This window comes from Legionella sp. D16C41 (assembly GCF_048541585.1).
In the GTDB taxonomy this organism is placed as follows: domain Bacteria; phylum Pseudomonadota; class Gammaproteobacteria; order Legionellales; family Legionellaceae; genus Legionella_C.
On record NZ_CP183303.1, the window covers coordinates 1,601,153 to 1,618,301 of the forward strand.

Sequence of the window (17,149 nt, forward strand, 5' to 3'; positions counted from 1 at the left end):
TTTAAAAGCCGAATGCAAAATGAATGCACATCTTATCGTAAAATATCATTTGTGGTAAGGGTGATTATTAAGAATTGACCAAGCGCGGTAAATGGCTTCAAGGAGAATAATTCTAACAAGAGGGTGAGGCAAGGTTAATGCTGATAAAGACCATTGTTCTTGACAGCGAGCAAGGGTAGGCTCGGTTAAACCTTCAGGGCCCCCAATGATAAGACAAATATGGCTATTAATTCTTTGTAAGGTAGCGAATTTAGTAGCTAACTTCTCACTACTAAAAGTTTCACCATTAATCGCAAGCGCAATAACTCTTGCGCTTTCAGGAATAGAGGAATTAATAAGTAATGCTTCTTTTTCTTGAATACGTTTTAAATCACTTGATTTAGTTCTTTTTATTAAAGGAATTTCAATTAAGTTGAGTTTTACATATTCTTTTAAGCGTTTACTATATTCATTAGTTCCTTGCTCAACCCAGGTAGGCATTTTATTACCGCAAGAAATAATAGTAATTTTAAACATTAATACCTCTTGCTATTAATTAAAGATTGGCGTTAATAGCCTTTAAAGATAAGTTCTAAGTTTAAGGATTTTCTTGCCAAAGGCCTTCTAAATTATAAAAAGCTCTAGTGTCTGCTTGCATAATATGAAGTACAAAATCACCAAAATCAATTAAAGCCCACTCACCACTGTCTAAACCATGAGAGCCTAATATAGGAATACTTGCTAATTTCATCTTTTCTAGCACATTCATAGCAATAGCTCGAATGTGGCGAGATGAACGGCCGCTGCAAATAACCATAAAGTCGGTTACTGAAGTTTGTTTGCTAACATCGATAATGACGATATCTATTGCTTGATTATCATCCAAAATAGTGTGAAGTTTTTTGAGTTCAGATGGCTGTTCTAACATAATTAAATCATTTTTAAAGCGTTGCATAATACCAGACATACCCGAAATAATTCAAGCTAGCTTAAATATAAACGTTCACGCCCTATGCGCCGAAAAGCTGCATTGGGCATATTTTGAACTAAAATTATACTTCAAACTACTCATATAAAAGCTACACCTTCACTTTTTTGGTCTGACTTAAGTTCAATAGATGCTCAAATCAAGCATTTTACTAAGTTTCAGGCATATCCTTTGAACAGTTACGCTTAAATTATTTTAGGCTAAAGTTATTACTGAGCAAGTGGTTTTATCTCTTCATTGTACTGTAGTGCTCTTTTAATAACCTTTCGGCCATAAAAATACCTACCAAGCACATTGGTTACAAATTGATTAAGAGTATGCGGAATAAAAGGCATAGGCCTTAAAACATCAATGATTAATACTGCACGGTAATCATCGCTTTGATTTTTGACTTCATGCGGCCATGAATCATCAAATAATACTGCTTCACCTTCGCGCCATGTATAAGGCTTATTATTAACAATAATTTGGGGCGGATTTTCTTTAGGAATATGAATACCTAGATGATAGCGTAAATAACCGATATAAGGTCCTTTATGCAGAGGAATTGATTTACCAGGCTCTAAAATAGAAAAGAAAGCTTGGGTTAAGTGAGGAATATCTTTTAAAAGCTTGCAAAGAGTTGGACATAATTTTTCTGCTTTTTCTAATCGATAGCCAAGCAGATAAAGCATAAAAACGTTCCAGTTTTTTTTGGTTGTACCTGAAATATCGGCTTCCCCGGGATCTATGTCATGATATCTGGGCAATTGTGTATTATTTGCGAGAACGTTATTGAACTCTTGTTTTATTGCAGGGTAATTTTTTGTTATTTTATCTAATGAAGGAAAAGTTTTTTCAATATCAAAAAACGTTGGCCTTTTATCATAGCCAACATAACTGCCATAAATATTATTAATGATATCTTTAAAATAATGATAATCCATCAAGTAAGCCTAGGATGATTAATGTTGATTACAGATATGGTATGCAAATGCTTTGCTCAAAGTCAATTTTTGTTTATTCTCTATGGACTATCAGTAAATAAAAACCGCAAAAGCTATTCTAATTTATAGAACAATAGCCGTCTTTTTTTAGCGAATCGGCCGCTTCCACTTCTGGACTATCCTTTACTAAATCAATATCAGCATTTGGGCTATTATTAAAAAATTGTTTAGGGTTGTTTGATGACGACGAAGTAATGGTTACTACTTTTCCTGAAAGGTGATCGATAAGATTATCTATATCTAGCTCAAGTAGTAAATCAGTTTTTAAGTTAAAGTTATATCTATTATAAGGAAGCTCACTAATTAGATTAACTATCTCTTGAGTGGTATATCTAACTGGTTTCTTCTCTTGTTTTGATAAATACAAGAAGTTGATCGGTAGATTGCTAACAGATTGTTTTTCTAAAAAATCTGTTATTGGTATAGCCTTAATTCTACAATCCATTGTGTCATTGACTAAAAAAAATATTTCTTCCTGATTATCTTTACTACTTTTACCTAAAAGAATACCAGTAACAGCGGTTCTATGAATCGCTTTAAAGCCAAATGCAGGATACTCTAAAACCAAAGGCCCCACATCATTTAATATATTATACAATCTTGTATATATCGATCTTTTTTCTTTATTAGAAGCTTTTTTATAGCTAGCAAATTCACCAGTAATGTCATTTAAACTCATAGTGTGGGTAATTCCTAAAATTCCATTAATTGTTTGACACTTTTCAGGAGTAAACCCAGCCCCTCTTTGTATCATTGCATTTATATTTTCACTAGAGATTCCTGTGTCCTGCATTTTATTGACTAACATTTGTTTTTTTGCTGCAAACTCTTCGAGTTCTGGCGTGTTACAGCTTGCAATAATTACGGCATATAACCAACAGACGTTTAGGGTTTTAACCTCATCATTTGTATTAATGACACTTTGCTCTACTAAGGGAACACGATAGAGTAACATAATCATTTAATTTGTATATAAAATATATCAAGAGTATAGTATATAAACAAATATGTGGCTGTTAGTATATCCTATTTTGGTGAAGAACGTTTTAACACTTAAAGAAAGGTTTTATTTTGAAGCATTGCAGAGTATGCTGTGGCCAGTTAATTAAGAATGAGTTTGCTTAAATGAGTTTTAGCACTTGGTATTACCCTTCTTTAATTGCTCTTTTATTGTATGGTGCTTGGGGTTATTGGGGGTCGAGAGCTGCAGACTTTATTAATCCTTTATCCATTACCTTTTATTCAAGTTTGGGAGTGCTTATTTCTGGTATAGTAGCTTTAATGCTATTAAATTTTAAACCAGAGATTTCTATTAAAGGGAGTTTTTACGGCCTGCTAAATGGATTGGCTAGTGGAATTGCTTGTATTTTTTTCATTATGGCTTTACGGAAAGGCCCGGCTATGCCAGTAGTTCTTATGACGTCTATGTATCCAGCCGTAACATTAATTTTAAGTGTGATTTTCTTAAAACAAGCAATTTCTTATAAGCAAGCTCTAGGGATGGTTTTTGCTTTGATATCTTTAATTTTATTTGCAAGTGATATTTGAATATATAGCTTTAATCTATAGGCTATTGAGCTACAGAAGTTATATCCGTTAATGTATTTAAATTTGCATATTTTAAAAGTAATTTTTTAATCACTTTATTTAATAAGTAACAAATAATAGTTGCACCTAATAATACCATAAACATCTGCGTAAATGTCTGACTATAATGAAGCTTAAGCTCAGCTATAGATACTAAATCAGGATTAATAGAAGTAAAGTTAGCTAATTTACCTGCCAAGAAAGCTCCTATTCCCAATGAGACAAAGAAGATACCCATTAGCGTACTTACTCGTTCACGACTGGCAAGTGTAGTAATTGCTGCCAAACCAACAGGTGAAAGAAATAATTCTGCCAACGAAATTAATAAATAAGTAGGTATAAAAAATAAAGGTGATAATAGCGTATTGGTGCTTTCAGAAAAATGACAAACTACGAGAATAAGTACATAGGCTAACGTAGTAAAAAGCATAGCAAGTAAAAATTTATTCCCCGTTCTAATACCACTTTGTTCAAGCGTTAATTTCCGTTTGTTCTTACCTATAAAATAACCAAAAAATAACATACCAAAACTTTCTATACTAACATAGTAAGGTGGAGGAAACTTAATACCTAGAAAGGTAGGTTGCACAACCCGCGCAATAAATAAAGTTAGTGATAAAAACATCTGAAAATAAAAGGCCCAAAACACCACAGATATAACACATAGTAAACCGATAACTAGAGTCCGATTAGCTTGCATTGGGGATTCATGTAAATAAGTTAAAATAAGGTAACTTAAAGCTAATAATACTACAAAACAAAATGCTAAATCTGCAAAATGAGAATAAGATAAAATGAAAAAGGAAATAGACCAAAGACATGCGATTAATAGCGCAGCCTTAATTATTTTGCTAGGAGAGTATTGATAAGGTTGGTAGTCGGCAATACGATAAAACTTAACCCCGTTAATAAACACTAAGCTGGCAATAATCATGCCCATCGCTGCACTAACAAAAGCAACTGGCCACCCAAAATGTAAATTTAAATAATTAGGTAATGTGGTGCCTAAAATAATTCCTGAAGTAATGCCCATATAAAAAATGGTAAACCCTCGTTCTTTTTGCGGAGAATCAGCATCATAGATATTTCCTAATAAGGAAGAAATGTTAGGCTTCAATAAACCTGTGCCTACTGCTATACCAGCTAGCGCGATAAGAAGACCTTGAGTAGATGTTACAAAGGCTAAAATAAGATAGCTAATAAACAAGAAAAAAGCACCAGTTAATATAGTTCTCTTTTGGCCCAGTAATTGATCCGCAATCCACCCACCAACAATAGGTGATAAATAAGTAATAGCCGTAAAGGAGCCTACTAATGCATAAACATGCTCATCAGGCCATTTAAAGTGTAGCGCCATATATAAAGCTAATAAAGATTGAACGACATAAAAACCATATCGTTCCCACATCTCTGTAGCAAAAAATACCCGTAAAGTAGGAGGGTGTTTGATTGTATTTTGCACTTTAATTTCTATATTAGAACTATTACTTATATTTTATCATAAATAGATGTTTAATTTATATTCCGGGTGTATAAAAAAATGTTTTAAATTTAGTTGATTCTTTGAATGTGGGCATTTTGCATAACTAATATTTATATATTGATGCACCTAGACATGTGCGTATGTACAAACGCTCTATATTAAGTTTCTTATTGCATTAAATAATTAATCTCCTATAGTAGCAATTTCTATTACCTTAATTTCTTAAAATAAATGATCGATAATTTTTGACTTAATTAATAAAGGATAAATATCTATTATGGAAAATAGGCCAATAAAAGCTAAAACAGGTGCAGAGTTAGAAGCTAAAAGCTGGTTAACAGAAGCAGCACTACGAATGCTTTGCAATAACCTTGACCCACAAGTTGCAGAGGCGCCAGAATCATTAATTGTTTACGGAGGCCTTGGGCGAGCAGCGCGTAATTGGACTGCATTTGCTAAAATAATCGATGTACTTAAAAAATTAGAAAATAATCAAACGCTGCTTATTCAATCAGGAAAGCCAGTTGGTGTATTTACTACACATGAAGATGCGCCGCGTGTATTAATTGCAAATTCTAACATTGTACCTCATTGGGCAACTTGGGAGCATTTTAATGCGCTAGATAAGAAAGGTTTAATGATGTATGGTCAGATGACTGCGGGAAGTTGGATATACATCGGTTCGCAAGGAATTATTCAAGGAACCTATGAAACTTTCAGCGCTGCTGCTAGAAAGCATTATGATGGTAACTTACAAGGTCGGTGGATATTAACAGCGGGTCTTGGCGGGATGGGCGGTGCCCAACCATTAGCCGCAGTGATGGCTGGCGCTAGCATGCTTGCTGTTGAGTGCGATTTAAATCGAATTAAAAAACGCTTAAAAACTCGTTACCTTGATCATTTCACTGATAATCTAGATGAAGCATTACAATTAATTCATAGCTCTTGCCAGGAAAAAAACCCAATCTCGGTTGGTTTATTAGGAAATGCAGCTGAAATTTACCCTGAATTATTGCGCCGCGGTGAAAAGCCTTCACTGGTAACAGATCAAACTAGCGCCCATGATCCTTTAAATGGTTACCTACCTAAAGGATGGACGTTGGAACATGCTGAGTTTATGCGTAAGACCTCGCCTGATGAAGTTGTGCAAGCTGCTAAACAGTCAATGGCTGAACAGGTAAAAGCAATGCTAGATTTCCAAGCGCAAGGTATTCCTGTATTCGATTATGGTAATAACATTCGCCAAATGGCTTATGAAAAGAATTTAACGAATGCTTTTGATATTCCAGGTTTTGTACCAGCTTATATAAGACCTCTATTTTGTGAAGGGATTGGCCCTTTCCGCTGGGTGGCTTTATCGGGCGATCCAGAAGATATTTATGCAACTGATGAGAAAGTTAAACAATTACTTCCTGAGGATAAGCATTTACATCGTTGGTTAAAAATGGCACGCGAAAAAATTGCTTTTCAAGGTTTACCAGCCAGAATTTGTTGGGTTGGTTTAAAAGATAGAGTACGTTTAGGTTTAGCATTTAACGAGATGGTAAAAAATAAAGAGCTGAAGGCACCTATTGTAATCGGCCGTGATCATCTGGATTCAGGCTCGGTTGCAAGCCCAAATCGCGAAACAGAAGCTATGTTAGATGGCAGTGATACCGTTTCTGATTGGCCATTTTTAAATGCGTTATTAAACTGTGCCAGTGGGGCAACTTGGGTTAGTATCCATCATGGCGGTGGTGTAGGTATGGGATTTTCGCAACATGCAGGTGTTGTTATTGTTGCAGATGGTACAGAAGCTGCTCATAGACGCTTGCAACGGGTATTACATAACGATCCTGCTACAGGTGTAATGCGTCACGCTGATGCTGGTTATGAATTAGCCAAGCAATGTGCAGAAGAAAATAAATTGTGGTTACCAATGCTTTAAAGGAGTGCTAGGATGGCTGAATGTTTTGAGCTTAACCCAGGTCAATTGAATTTAAGTGATGTGCAATTTCTACTAAATTCTAAAGCGAAAATTTCACTTAATCCTGCGTGTTTAGCTCAGATTGAAAAATCAAATCAAATTGTAAATGCTATTGTCGCTAATGACAAAACAGTATATGGAATAAATACAGGTTTTGGTTCTTTAGCTTATCAAAGAATTTCGGCAGAAAAATTAAGTCAATTACAACGTAATATTGTTTTATCACATGCTTGTGGTTGTGGCGAATTATTAACTGATGAAATTGTTGGCTTAATTTTGTTGTTAAAAATAAATGCGTTAGCCTGTGGCTATTCCGGCGTACGGAAAGAATTAATTGAATCACTTTTAACGTTATATAACCAGCAAATTTACCCTTGTATTCCTGCTGTTGGTTCAGTTGGTGCTTCAGGTGATTTAGCTCCATTAGCTCATTTAGCGTTACCTTTACTTGGTGAGGGGCAAGTACGTATCGAAAATCAATTGATATCAGTTAGTGATGTAACTGATCTCAGTCTACCTCGCCTCGAGCTGGGCCCTAAAGAAGGTCTAGCATTATTAAATGGCTTACAGGTTTCAGCTGCGATATGCCTTAAGGCCTTATTTGACACTGATTTATTGTTTAAAACGGCTATAATCGCAGGTAGTCTTTCAGTTGATGCTGCCAGGGGTAGCGATATTCCGTTTGATGATCGTATTCATCTTATTCGGGGTCATAAAACGCAGCGGCAAGTTGCTAGCTTATATCGTCTACTTTTATCAGGTAGTCAGATTAGAGAATCACATCGTCTATGTAATCGAGTACAAGATCCGTATTCGCTGCGCTGTCAGCCACAGATAATGGGTGCAATTTTGCAGCAAATAAAGTTTGTTGCAGAGACACTACAGGTAGAAATAAATTCAGTAACAGATAATCCTTTAGTATTTGCAGCTGAAGGTGAAATTTTATCAGGTGGGAATTTTCATGGAGAAATGATTGCTATGGCTGCCGATAATCTTGCCTTAGCTATTGCAGAAATTGGTGCGAATGCTGAAAGACGTATCGCTTTATTAATTGATAAAAATTTTAGCGGCTTACCTGCCTTTTTAGTGACTGAAAGCGGGCTTAATTCAGGTTTTATGATAGCCCATGTCACTGCAGCGGCTTGTGCTAGTGATAATAAAGCTCTTGCCCATCCACACTCAGTTGATAGTTTACCAACTTCTGCTAATCAAGAAGATCATGTTTCAATGGCAACTAATGCCGCAAGACGTTTAAGTAATATGATAAACAATACAGCAACTATTTTGGCTATTGAATTATTAGCTGCCTGCCAAGGGTTAGAATTTCATAAACCATTAAAGACTTCACCTTTATTAGAAAAGGTTTATGATAAAGTACGAAGTTATGTTTTGCCACTTGAGCAAGATCGATATTTCGCACCTGATATTGCAATAATTAAAGAAAAAATTATACAAGGCGAATTTAAACATTATGTTGCGCAAGATTTTTTCTAGTTATTAATTATAAGGATAATCGTGAGCCATCAAGATGAGTTGCAGACTGCTTTTAAGCTACATGAACATTTATTTACTAGCCATCCTTATTTGCCACTAGCTAGGAGATTAAAAAATTTACAACAACTTAAGAAGTTGATGCAAATTAATGCGTTGAGTTTATCTGCAGCAGTTAATAAAGACTATGGCTATCGTGCTCAGGAAGAAACATTACTTTTAGAAATCTATCCTACTATCAATGCAATTAATTATTGTATTAAGCACTTAAAAAAATGGATAAGACCTAGAAAAAGAAAAATAGATTGGTATTTCGGTACGGGTAAAGGATTTATCCTAGCTCAACCTCTAGGTACTATAGGAATAGTATCACCGTGGAATTACCCTATTTATTTATCTTTAGTGCCACTAGCTTATGCCTTGGCTGCAGGTAATCAGGTTATGATTAAAATATCTGAATTAACGCCTGTAACTGGTCAAAAACTTAAAGATTTAATTGAGCAATCTGATGATTTAAAAGAGGCTGTTAGTATTCATAATGGTGATGCTGCCTTCGCAGAGCAGTTTACAAGTCTGCCTTTTGCGCATCTCTTATTTACCGGTTCCACAAAAATAGGCCAAAAAGTAATGGCTGCTGCAAGTAAAAATTTAACGCCATTGACTTTAGAACTAGGTGGTAAATCGCCCACCATTATTTCTTCTACAGCTTCTATGCATTTTCTAGATCGAATTTTAATGGGTAAATTATTTAATGCTGGCCAGACTTGTCTTGCGCCTGATTATTTATTAATTGATGAGAAATGGGAAGATCATATCGGAAGCCTAGTTGCAAAATTTATGCAAAAGCGCTACTCAGAAATGAGCAATAAGCATTATTCTAATATTATCTCTACTAACCATAAACAAAGGCTTAGCAATCTTTTGGATGATGCACGTTTAAAGGGAGCCAGAATTGTTCAATTTGGTAACTTTGATGAAGAGCAAAAAATGCCATTTTACTTAGTTTTTAACGTTAATCCAACAATGCAGATTATGCAGGAAGAAATATTTGGTCCTATATTACCCATCATGATTTACAATACTTTCTCTCAAGTAATAGATTATATTTCCTCTCTAACTGACCCTTTAGCTATTTATTATTTTGGTAATAATAATGAAGAGATTAGAAAACTACAATGCGAAACCCTATCGGGTGCTTTAGCGATTAATGACACCGTGATGCAAGTTGCTATGGATGATTTACCTTTTGGCGGAGTTGGTCAAAGTGGGATCGGGCGTTATCATAGTCAAGAAGGTTTTGATACTTTTTCTAATCTAAAATCTGTTTTTAAACAAGGTAGACTGTCATCAATTACATTTCTTTACCCACCTTATGGAAAATTATTGTATTATTTCCTGCGATATTGGGCAGGTATTCGTATTCGCAATGATGATTTACATTAAATTAAGAGTAGTAAGGCTGCTAGCACTAATATAAATAAGTTGTAAGCTTAAACTAAATAAGTAAAAATTTAATACTTTTTTCCCTTAGTTTAACAGTAGATTCCACTAATAAAGTAAAAATACTTCAAACTGGATCCTGCGAACAAGTCGCAGGACGTAGAGTAAAGAGTGAAGTACAGGACGTAAGGTGAAGGTGAAGTGCAGGACATAGGGTAAAGGTGAATTACAGGATGTAGGGTAAAGGTGAATTACAGGATGTAGGGTAAAGAGTGAAGCGCAGGACGTAGGGTAAAGGTGAAGTATAGGATGTAGAGTGAAGGGTGAAATATAGGGCATAGGATAAAAGTGAAGTACGAAATGTAGAATAAAGCATCAGGCATGGACTAAACGGTGAGGCACAAGATATAGCGGCAACTAAGGCCTACGTTCTGCGGTTTAGCCGCAGAATCCAGCGGTATAGTGGCAAATTATGTAGTACTAAAAAGGTGTACGTTAATTATTATGATAGTTGAAATTTTTACAGACGGTGCTTGTAAGGGTAATCCGGGGCCAGGTGGCTGGGGTGCTTTACTTAGGTATAATGGGCAAGAAAAAAAAATTTATGGTGGTGAGTTATTAACTACTAATAATCGTATGGAATTAACAGCTGCTATAAAAGCTTTACAAGCTTTAAAACGGCCTTGTATGGTAGAATTGTACACTGACTCGCAATATTTACGCCAAGGAATGACAAGCTGGTTGGCTGGTTGGAAGAAAAATGGATGGCGGAATGCTAAAAAAGAAGCTATAAAAAACGCTGACCTTTGGCAGCAATTAGATGAATTGGCAGGGCGGCATCAAATTAACTGGCATTGGGTGAAAGGGCATAATGGTCATTATGAAAATGAATTAGCTGATGCCTTAGCTAATCAGGGCATTTTGGAAGCTACAAAATAGTAAATCTACGCCATAATTAAAGCTGTTATTAAAGAGAATGTAAGTTTTTACGTGAGATAATTATGCGGCAAATAGTTTTAGATACCGAAACAACAGGCATTGATCCACAAAGTGGTCATCGCATTATCGAAATAGGATGTGTAGAGTTAATTGATAGAAAATTAACTGGCAATAATTATCATGTTTATTTAAATCCAGAACGCGAAGTAGATGAAGGCGCTTTTAGAGTTCATGGTATTAGTACAGAGTTTTTAGCTGATAAGCCAAAATTTTGCGAAATTGCGGAGGAGTTATTAATATTTATTAAAGATGCTGAGCTAATTATTCATAATGCAGCGTTTGATATTGGTTTCTTAAATGCTGAATTAACGTTGTTGAATTGGCCTCACCAATTAAATAATTATTGTAAAGTATTAGATACACTTTTATTAGCACGGGAGAAACACCCCGGGCAACGAAATAGTTTAGATGCACTTTGTAAGCGTTATGAAATAGATAATTCCAATCGACAGTTACATGGCGCTTTATTAGATGCAGAGATACTAGCTTTAGTTTACTTAGCAATGACAGGTGGGCAAACCAGTTTATTTGAAGATAATCTTAAGCAGGCAAAATCAACCATTATTGATGTTGCTGTTAATCAAGTAGCTTTACAAAGTTCTTCACCAATTATTTATGCTACGTCAGAAGAGGTAACTAGTCATCAAGAATTTGTTGATTTTTTGATTAAAAAATCAGGATTTAATCATTGGGAAGAGGCAAAAAAACCAACAGATAAAGAGACTTGAAGTCAATTTTTATTGTAAGGTTTTTACTGTGTTTAATAACCGTTATACAGCTCTAAATTATTATCTCCTATACCTTCCTACCTCTTAATAAATTGCTTAGGGCTGATAATTGCTATTTTATTCAAAAGCTTAAATTTATATTCATTTAAAAAAATAAATATTGAATAATATTTATACAAATAAGTTAAATTTTGTCCTATAGTTAAAGTATCCTCACCACAGATAGGATTCATTATGGGAGCTAAGCTAGTTAAAAACCTTGCCGTACCTTTCATATTTGTTTCTTTTTCTTTAGTTTCAACCTCACAATTTGCTAATACCTTTGTTTTCAACCCAAATAAGTTAACTTGGACGGCTATTGACCAAAATGGCCATGTTGTAAGGAGTGGTAAAGCGTCGGGTGGCAGAAAATATTGTCCTGACATAAGAAGAGGTTGTAAGACACCTAGTGGCACTTATACTGTAATTAGTAAGCAAGGCCCTGGATGTCGTTCTACCCGCTATCCAGTTGGCCGAGGTGGATCACCAATGCCTTATTGCATGTTCTTTTCTAAATATTATGCTATTCATGGTTCTTATGAAGTTCCTAATTATAATGCAAGCCATGGCTGTATTCGGGTAGTACCTAGTGATGCTAAGTGGTTAAGTGGCAATTTCATTAATGTAGGAACAAAGGTCGTAATAAGGCCTTATTAAGGAAGCAAGTTACATTAATAATTGAAAATGTGATTTTCGATTGTAAACCTTAGTGTAGGCTAGGCCTGGGATTAACAATAGGTAACTACGTGGAGTTGGGCTAAGGCCCAACCTCATAGAAATTCATTTAAGTTGGCGTTATTTAAGTGTGAGGTATTTATTCATCTTCATCATCTATACTAAAAGATGAGCCACAGCCACAAGTTGTTTTTGCATTTGGGTTGCGAATTACAAACTGTTCTCCTTGAATACCTTTTATATAATCAATTTCTGCCTCATGCAAAAATTGATAACTCATTGAATCAACTAGCAACTTAACAGATGACTTTCCATCCGAGCAATGTTGGACAATAACCGTATCATCTGCCTGAATAGCTTCATCAAAGGTAAATCCATATTGAAATCCTGAGCAGCCACCACCAGTAATATAAACACGTAAATTCAGCTTAGGATTATCTTCCTCAGCAATTAAAGAAGCAACTTTATCAGCTGCGCTTATAGAGAAATGGATACCCGTTTTTGGTTGAGACTCTATTGCTGTAGATGATAAATTTACAGTGCTCATTATTTACTCCTAACAAGACCTTGATAAGAAATTAGTCATTCATTAATTAAATTAGACTTCTTTCTATTGTAACACTTAACTTAATTTTTTGCTGGTTTGTAATCATTTTTAGTTAAAAATTACCGAATAATCTGCTCAATAATAGCTCCCCCTAAGCACTGATTGCGCTCATAGAAAACAATATATTGTCCTGGGGTAACAGCTCGCTGGGGAGCTGAAAACATGACACAATGTCCATTGTCTATGATAGGAGAGATTACGCACGCTTGATCAGGTTGCCTATAGCGGGTTTTTGCATAGCACGTCAAGGGTAGTTTATTATCGAAAGGTGCAAGCCAATGAATCGCACTACAAATTAATCCCTGAGCATAGAGCATAGGATGCTCATTACCCTGTGCAACAAGTAAAGTATTGGTTTTGACATCTTTCTCCACCACATACCAAGGCTCTTCGCTGCTGTCGTAGCGTCCGCCAATACCTAGGCCTTGGCGTTGCCCTATTGTATAGAACATTAATCCATCATGCTGGCCTAATAACTTGCCATCGGTACTCTTTATGTCGCCAGGTTTAGCTAGAATAAATTCTTGTAAAAATGCTTTAAAGCGTTTTTCACCTATAAAACAAATGCCAGTTGAGTCTTTTTTATGTGAGGTAACGAGTTGCAATTTAGCAGCAAGGGTACGAATCTCTGATTTTAAATAATCACCTATAGGAAATAAGGTTTTTTTTAAGGCTGCTTTATCTACAGCATGTAAAAAATAGGTTTGATCTTTGTCTCTGTCTTTCGCCTTAAATAAATTGCCATTCTCAACTTTTGCATAATGTCCAGTAGCTATAAAATCAGCACCTAATGTTAATGCATAGTCTAGAAAAGCCTTAAATTTAATCTCCTTATTACAAAGAACATCAGGATTAGGTGTACGGCCAGCTTCATATTCTTTTAAGAAGTGAGTAAAAACATTATCCCAATATTCAGCTGAAAAATTAATGGTATGTAAATGAATACCTAATTGGTTAGCAACCGCCTCTGCATCAGCTAAGTCAATAGCTGCCGCACAATAACTATCTTGGTCATCTTGCTCCCAGTTTTTCATAAACAAACCTTCAACCTGATAACCTTGCTCTTTTAAAAGCCATGCAGCTACTGAAGAATCCACACCGCCAGACATACCAACTATTACTTTTGCTTTCATACGTTACAACAATTCTCAAAGTTTAGGTTTAAATTTAAATCCTAGCTCAATTTGCTTAAATTTATGATATATTTAATGTTCATTTATTAATAAAAAAAGAAAACATTTTTTAATTTAAAAGCGGTTATTATATAATAATTGAGACTTACTTAATATGCTAATTGATCTTAAAACACAAGCAAAACAAGGTAAACAGCAGACAATACATGTTGATATAAAAGAAAGATTGCCCGAGAGAGTTAGCCCTCCTTGCTCTCTAGATTGTAATTATCTGGTTAAAGAAGTGGATAACTATTTTGTTTTATTCTTAGAAGTTAAGGGCGAACTTGTTATTGAGTGTCAGCGTTGTCTAAAAAATTTTTTATATAATTATGATAATAAGACGACTGTAGCAATCTGTAACTCAGAAGCTTGTGCTGAAAGATTAATGAGTATTTATGAATGTATTGTTGCTAAAGATTTTTCTATTAATCTGGTAGAATTAATTACTGATGAATTACATCTTTATAGCCCTGAAAGTCATCCGAATATTAGTGAGTGTGATAAAGAAGTGAGCAAATTTATCCATTTTATGCCTTTGGAAGATAACAAATAGCAAGTAATACTTGGATTAACGGCAAAAAATAATGTAATATTTCGCACCAATGAATACAAATTGCCTAGGAGTAATGCAATGGCTGTACAACAAAATAAAAAATCACGTTCTAGAAGAGATATGAGACGCTCTCATGATGCTTTAAAAGAGCCTACTTTAAGCACTGATAGCACAACAGGTGAAACTCATCTTCGGCATCACATGACGCCAGATGGTTACTATCGTGGCCGTAAAGTATTAGATACAGATAACGTCTACGAGCAAGAGTAATTCGCTTGAAAACTATTACCATTGCAATAGATGCGATGGGCGGGGATCATGGGCTAAAAGTTCTAATCCCTGCTTGTGTTCGCGCGGTGAAAAATAATCCAGATTTAAAATTGTTATTAGTTGGTGATCAATCTCAGGTTACTAATCATCTTAAGAAGCATGGAAAGCTTAACCATGAGCAGTTCGAAATAATTCATGCTTCTGAAGTTGTGGGTATGGATGAGCTACCATCCCATGCTATGCGTAATAAAAAAGACTCGTCAATGCGAGTTGCTATAAATTTAGTCAAAGAGGGCCGAGCCAAGGCATGTGTGAGTGCAGGTAACACTGGTGCATTGATGGCTACTGCACGTTTTGTACTAAAAACTTTACCTGGAATTGATAGGCCAGCAATTATTGCAGAATTACCTACCTTGCAAGCGAAAACTCGCGTTATTGATTTAGGCGCTAATGTTGATTCATGTGCTGAGCATCTTTTCCAATTTGCCGTTATGGGATCAGCCCTAATTCAAGCCGCTGATAAAAAAACAAAGCCTAAAATTGCCCTTTTAAATATTGGTGAAGAAGAAATTAAGGGTAATGATAAGATTAAGCGTACAGCACATATGCTATCTGACTGTAATTTATTAAATTATGTAGGTTATGTAGAAGGTGATGGCTTTTATTCAGGGGAAGTTGATTTAATTGTTTGTGATGGCTTTGTTGGTAATGTTGCTTTAAAAGCTAGCGAAGGTTTAGCTAAGTTAATGTTAGCAATCCTAAAAGAATCTTTCTTAAAAAGTTACTTAACACGTTTAATGAGTATTGTTGCCTGGCCTGCGCTAAAACGCTTGAAAACGCGAATGGATCCTGCTAGATATAATGGCGCCAGTTTGATAGGGTTAAATGGTATAGTAGTAAAAAGTCATGGTAGCGCTAGCGAATTAGCTTTCCAGTATGCAATTGAGGAAGCTATGTTACAGGTAAAAAATAATGTAGTTGATTTGGTGCGCGACCAGATAAATGAGTTTATTAATCAAGGTTTATTGTTATGATGCATGCGGTTATTAATGGAACGGGCAGTTATTTACCGAAAAACCGGCTTACTAATTATGAATTAGAAACTAGACTAAATACCTCTCATGATTGGATTGTTTCGCGCACTGGCATTAGCAGTCGCCATATTGCATCAGAGCATGAAACTACATCTTATATGGCTGCTGAAGCGGCTAAGCAAGCTGTCAGCGCGTCAACGGTTACGGCCAGCGAAATAGATTTAATTATCGTTGCAAGTTGTACGCCTGATAATTTCTTTCCTGGGATTGCTTGTTATGTTCAAAATGCTTTAGGAATAACTTCTAATATCCCTGCTTTGGATATTGGGGCGGCCTGTAGTGGTTTTATTTATGCTATGGATATTGCTAAACAGTATATTCAAGCTGGTTCAGCTAAAAATGTGTTAGTTATTGGTAGTGAGTCTATGTCTCGGGCCGTTGATTGGACTGATCGCTCTACATGTGTATTATTTGGTGATGGTGCAGGGGCTGCAATATTGAGTGCTAGTGACAGTCCTGGGATTTTAGCAAGTGTTTTACATGCCACCTATGATGCTAATTCTTTATTAACCTATCCTAATTACACATCGCTTGATAATAAAGCGTTAATTGGGATGCGTGGCAATGAGGTTTTTAAAATTGCTGTTAATCTTATGGGCGATGTTGTTGACGAAATTCTAGAGGCAAGTAATTTAACGCAATCAGATATTAACTGGTTAATCCCGCATCAAGCTAATATTCGCATTATTCAAGGTATCGCTAAAAAATTAAATTTATCTATGTCACAAGTAGTTGTCACAATTGAAAATCAAGGTAATACTTCTGCGGCTTCCATTCCTTTAGCATTAGATTTAGCTATTAAAGAGAAGCGAGTAAAAAAAGGTGATTTATTACTTTTAGAATCTTTTGGCGGCGGTATGACATGGGGGGCAATGGTTATTCGTTACTAATAGCTAAGTGAGTTATTTAATAAACGCTTTTAAAAATATTATTACCGGTCAATCGATTGGTTTATTTAGCTGTATTTATATAATGTACTGTCCTGTACATTCTAGTACCACAAATAATTAAGTGGTGCTCATTTCAGAGCGTTTAAAAAATACACTACTTATAATTTTTAAATTCTTTTAAAAGATATTTATTAAATAG

18 protein-coding genes are annotated in these 17,149 nt (G+C 35.3%); 11 read left to right on the forward strand and 7 right to left on the reverse strand.

Annotated elements, in window-relative coordinates:
• Positions 1 to 45 precede the first annotated feature (45 nt).
• The 4 genes from rlmH to ACNVED_RS07020 all read right to left on the reverse strand — a co-directional run bounded on the left by rlmH (position 46) and on the right by ACNVED_RS07020 (position 2,908).
• Positions 46 to 516, reverse strand: a complete 471-nt coding sequence (rlmH, locus tag ACNVED_RS07005) for a 23S rRNA (pseudouridine(1915)-N(3))-methyltransferase RlmH (protein WP_419421037.1) — start codon at positions 514 to 516, stop codon at positions 46 to 48.
• 61 nt (positions 517 to 577) lie between these two features.
• Positions 578 to 907, reverse strand: a complete 330-nt coding sequence (gene rsfS, locus ACNVED_RS07010) for a ribosome silencing factor (protein WP_419421156.1) — start codon at positions 905 to 907, stop codon at positions 578 to 580.
• A gap of 269 nt (positions 908 to 1,176) precedes the next feature.
• Positions 1,177 to 1,893, reverse strand: coding sequence for an aspartyl/asparaginyl beta-hydroxylase domain-containing protein (locus ACNVED_RS07015; RefSeq protein WP_419421038.1), 717 nt, complete (start codon positions 1,891 to 1,893; stop codon positions 1,177 to 1,179).
• 118 nt (positions 1,894 to 2,011) lie between these two features.
• Positions 2,012 to 2,908 carry a hypothetical protein gene (locus tag ACNVED_RS07020; protein WP_419421039.1) on the reverse strand — a complete coding sequence of 299 codons (897 nt, stop codon included), beginning with the start codon at positions 2,906 to 2,908 and terminating at the stop codon, positions 2,012 to 2,014.
• A 170-nt stretch (positions 2,909 to 3,078) separates the two neighbouring features.
• On the opposite strand from ACNVED_RS07020, the gene ACNVED_RS07025 reads away from it, so the two are divergent.
• Complete coding sequence (locus ACNVED_RS07025) at positions 3,079 to 3,501, forward strand: EamA family transporter (protein ID WP_419421040.1); 423 nt, start codon at positions 3,079 to 3,081, stop codon at positions 3,499 to 3,501.
• A gap of 22 nt (positions 3,502 to 3,523) precedes the next feature.
• Here the strand turns inward: ACNVED_RS07025 and ACNVED_RS07030 are convergent, their stop codons facing one another.
• The gene (locus ACNVED_RS07030) at positions 3,524 to 5,002 is read right to left on the reverse strand and encodes a peptide MFS transporter (RefSeq protein WP_419421041.1); all 1,479 of its coding nucleotides are present in this window, start codon (positions 5,000 to 5,002) and stop codon (positions 3,524 to 3,526) included.
• Between the two features lie 298 nt (positions 5,003 to 5,300).
• On the opposite strand from ACNVED_RS07030, the gene hutU reads away from it, so the two are divergent.
• The 6 genes from hutU to ACNVED_RS07060 all read left to right on the forward strand — a co-directional run bounded on the left by hutU (position 5,301) and on the right by ACNVED_RS07060 (position 12,343).
• Positions 5,301 to 6,950, forward strand: a complete 1,650-nt coding sequence (hutU, locus tag ACNVED_RS07035) for a urocanate hydratase (RefSeq protein WP_419421042.1) — start codon at positions 5,301 to 5,303, stop codon at positions 6,948 to 6,950.
• Positions 6,951 to 6,962: 12 nt separating this feature from the next.
• Positions 6,963 to 8,483 carry a histidine ammonia-lyase gene (hutH, locus tag ACNVED_RS07040; protein ID WP_419421043.1) on the forward strand — a complete coding sequence of 507 codons (1,521 nt, stop codon included), beginning with the start codon at positions 6,963 to 6,965 and terminating at the stop codon, positions 8,481 to 8,483.
• 21 nt (positions 8,484 to 8,504) lie between these two features.
• A complete protein-coding gene (locus ACNVED_RS07045; protein ID WP_419421044.1) occupies positions 8,505 to 9,923 on the forward strand; it encodes an aldehyde dehydrogenase family protein in 1,419 nt (472 codons plus the stop codon).
• Between the two features lie 501 nt (positions 9,924 to 10,424).
• Positions 10,425 to 10,859, forward strand: coding sequence for a ribonuclease HI (rnhA, locus tag ACNVED_RS07050; RefSeq protein ID WP_419421045.1), 435 nt, complete (start codon positions 10,425 to 10,427; stop codon positions 10,857 to 10,859).
• Between the two features lie 62 nt (positions 10,860 to 10,921).
• Complete coding sequence (dnaQ, locus tag ACNVED_RS07055; protein ID WP_419421046.1) at positions 10,922 to 11,647, forward strand: DNA polymerase III subunit epsilon; 726 nt, start codon at positions 10,922 to 10,924, stop codon at positions 11,645 to 11,647.
• Positions 11,648 to 11,881: 234 nt separating this feature from the next.
• Positions 11,882 to 12,343: a L,D-transpeptidase gene (locus tag ACNVED_RS07060; protein WP_419421047.1), complete on the forward strand. Its 462-nt coding sequence runs from the start codon at positions 11,882 to 11,884 to the stop codon at positions 12,341 to 12,343.
• Positions 12,344 to 12,500: 157 nt separating this feature from the next.
• Here the strand turns inward: ACNVED_RS07060 and erpA are convergent, their stop codons facing one another.
• Together erpA and mnmA are read right to left on the reverse strand one after the other, a co-directional pair.
• Entirely contained in the window at positions 12,501 to 12,908 is a 408-nt protein-coding gene (gene erpA / locus ACNVED_RS07065) for an iron-sulfur cluster insertion protein ErpA (protein WP_419421048.1), read from the reverse strand.
• A 119-nt stretch (positions 12,909 to 13,027) separates the two neighbouring features.
• On the reverse strand, positions 13,028 to 14,101 hold the full coding sequence (mnmA, locus tag ACNVED_RS07070; protein ID WP_419421049.1) for a tRNA 2-thiouridine(34) synthase MnmA: 1,074 nt from the start codon (positions 14,099 to 14,101) through the stop codon (positions 13,028 to 13,030).
• 154 nt (positions 14,102 to 14,255) lie between these two features.
• Between mnmA and ACNVED_RS07075 the strand changes: the two genes are divergently transcribed.
• The 4 genes from ACNVED_RS07075 to ACNVED_RS07090 all read left to right on the forward strand — a co-directional run bounded on the left by ACNVED_RS07075 (position 14,256) and on the right by ACNVED_RS07090 (position 16,950).
• Positions 14,256 to 14,696: a YceD family protein gene (locus ACNVED_RS07075; RefSeq protein WP_419421050.1), complete on the forward strand. Its 441-nt coding sequence runs from the start codon at positions 14,256 to 14,258 to the stop codon at positions 14,694 to 14,696.
• 78 nt (positions 14,697 to 14,774) lie between these two features.
• Positions 14,775 to 14,966 (forward strand): 50S ribosomal protein L32, encoded by a 192-nt coding sequence (rpmF, locus tag ACNVED_RS07080; protein ID WP_419421051.1) that lies wholly within the window; start codon positions 14,775 to 14,777, stop codon positions 14,964 to 14,966.
• 5 nt (positions 14,967 to 14,971) lie between these two features.
• Entirely contained in the window at positions 14,972 to 16,000 is a 1,029-nt protein-coding gene (gene plsX, locus ACNVED_RS07085) for a phosphate acyltransferase PlsX (protein WP_419421052.1), read from the forward strand.
• On the forward strand, positions 15,997 to 16,950 hold the full coding sequence (locus ACNVED_RS07090; RefSeq protein WP_419421053.1) for a beta-ketoacyl-ACP synthase III: 954 nt from the start codon (positions 15,997 to 15,999) through the stop codon (positions 16,948 to 16,950). Before plsX ends, ACNVED_RS07090 begins: the two co-directional genes overlap by 4 nt.
• Positions 16,951 to 17,149: the final 199 nt, after the last annotated feature.

What these genes read in the sequence shown, in the direction of transcription:
- rlmH (WP_419421037.1), bottom strand. Translation starts at nt 516, where the DNA reads ATGTTTAAAATTACTATTATTTCTTGCGGTAATAAAATGCCTACCTGG.
- rsfS (WP_419421156.1), bottom strand. Translation starts at nt 907, where the DNA reads ATGTTAGAACAGCCATCTGAACTCAAAAAACTTCACACTATTTTGGAT.
- ACNVED_RS07015 (WP_419421038.1), bottom strand. Translation starts at nt 1,893, where the DNA reads ATGGATTATCATTATTTTAAAGATATCATTAATAATATTTATGGCAGT.
- ACNVED_RS07020 (WP_419421039.1), bottom strand. Translation starts at nt 2,908, where the DNA reads ATGTTACTCTATCGTGTTCCCTTAGTAGAGCAAAGTGTCATTAATACA.
- ACNVED_RS07025 (WP_419421040.1), top strand. Translation starts at nt 3,079, where the DNA reads ATGAGTTTTAGCACTTGGTATTACCCTTCTTTAATTGCTCTTTTATTG.
- hutU (WP_419421042.1), top strand. Translation starts at nt 5,301, where the DNA reads ATGGAAAATAGGCCAATAAAAGCTAAAACAGGTGCAGAGTTAGAAGCT.
- hutH (WP_419421043.1), top strand. Translation starts at nt 6,963, where the DNA reads ATGGCTGAATGTTTTGAGCTTAACCCAGGTCAATTGAATTTAAGTGAT.
- rnhA (WP_419421045.1), top strand. Translation starts at nt 10,425, where the DNA reads ATGATAGTTGAAATTTTTACAGACGGTGCTTGTAAGGGTAATCCGGGG.
- dnaQ (WP_419421046.1), top strand. Translation starts at nt 10,922, where the DNA reads ATGCGGCAAATAGTTTTAGATACCGAAACAACAGGCATTGATCCACAA.
- ACNVED_RS07060 (WP_419421047.1), top strand. Translation starts at nt 11,882, where the DNA reads ATGGGAGCTAAGCTAGTTAAAAACCTTGCCGTACCTTTCATATTTGTT.
- erpA (WP_419421048.1), bottom strand. Translation starts at nt 12,908, where the DNA reads ATGAGCACTGTAAATTTATCATCTACAGCAATAGAGTCTCAACCAAAA.
- mnmA (WP_419421049.1), bottom strand. Translation starts at nt 14,101, where the DNA reads ATGAAAGCAAAAGTAATAGTTGGTATGTCTGGCGGTGTGGATTCTTCA.
- ACNVED_RS07075 (WP_419421050.1), top strand. Translation starts at nt 14,256, where the DNA reads ATGCTAATTGATCTTAAAACACAAGCAAAACAAGGTAAACAGCAGACA.
- rpmF (WP_419421051.1), top strand. Translation starts at nt 14,775, where the DNA reads ATGGCTGTACAACAAAATAAAAAATCACGTTCTAGAAGAGATATGAGA.
- ACNVED_RS07090 (WP_419421053.1), top strand. Translation starts at nt 15,997, where the DNA reads ATGATGCATGCGGTTATTAATGGAACGGGCAGTTATTTACCGAAAAAC.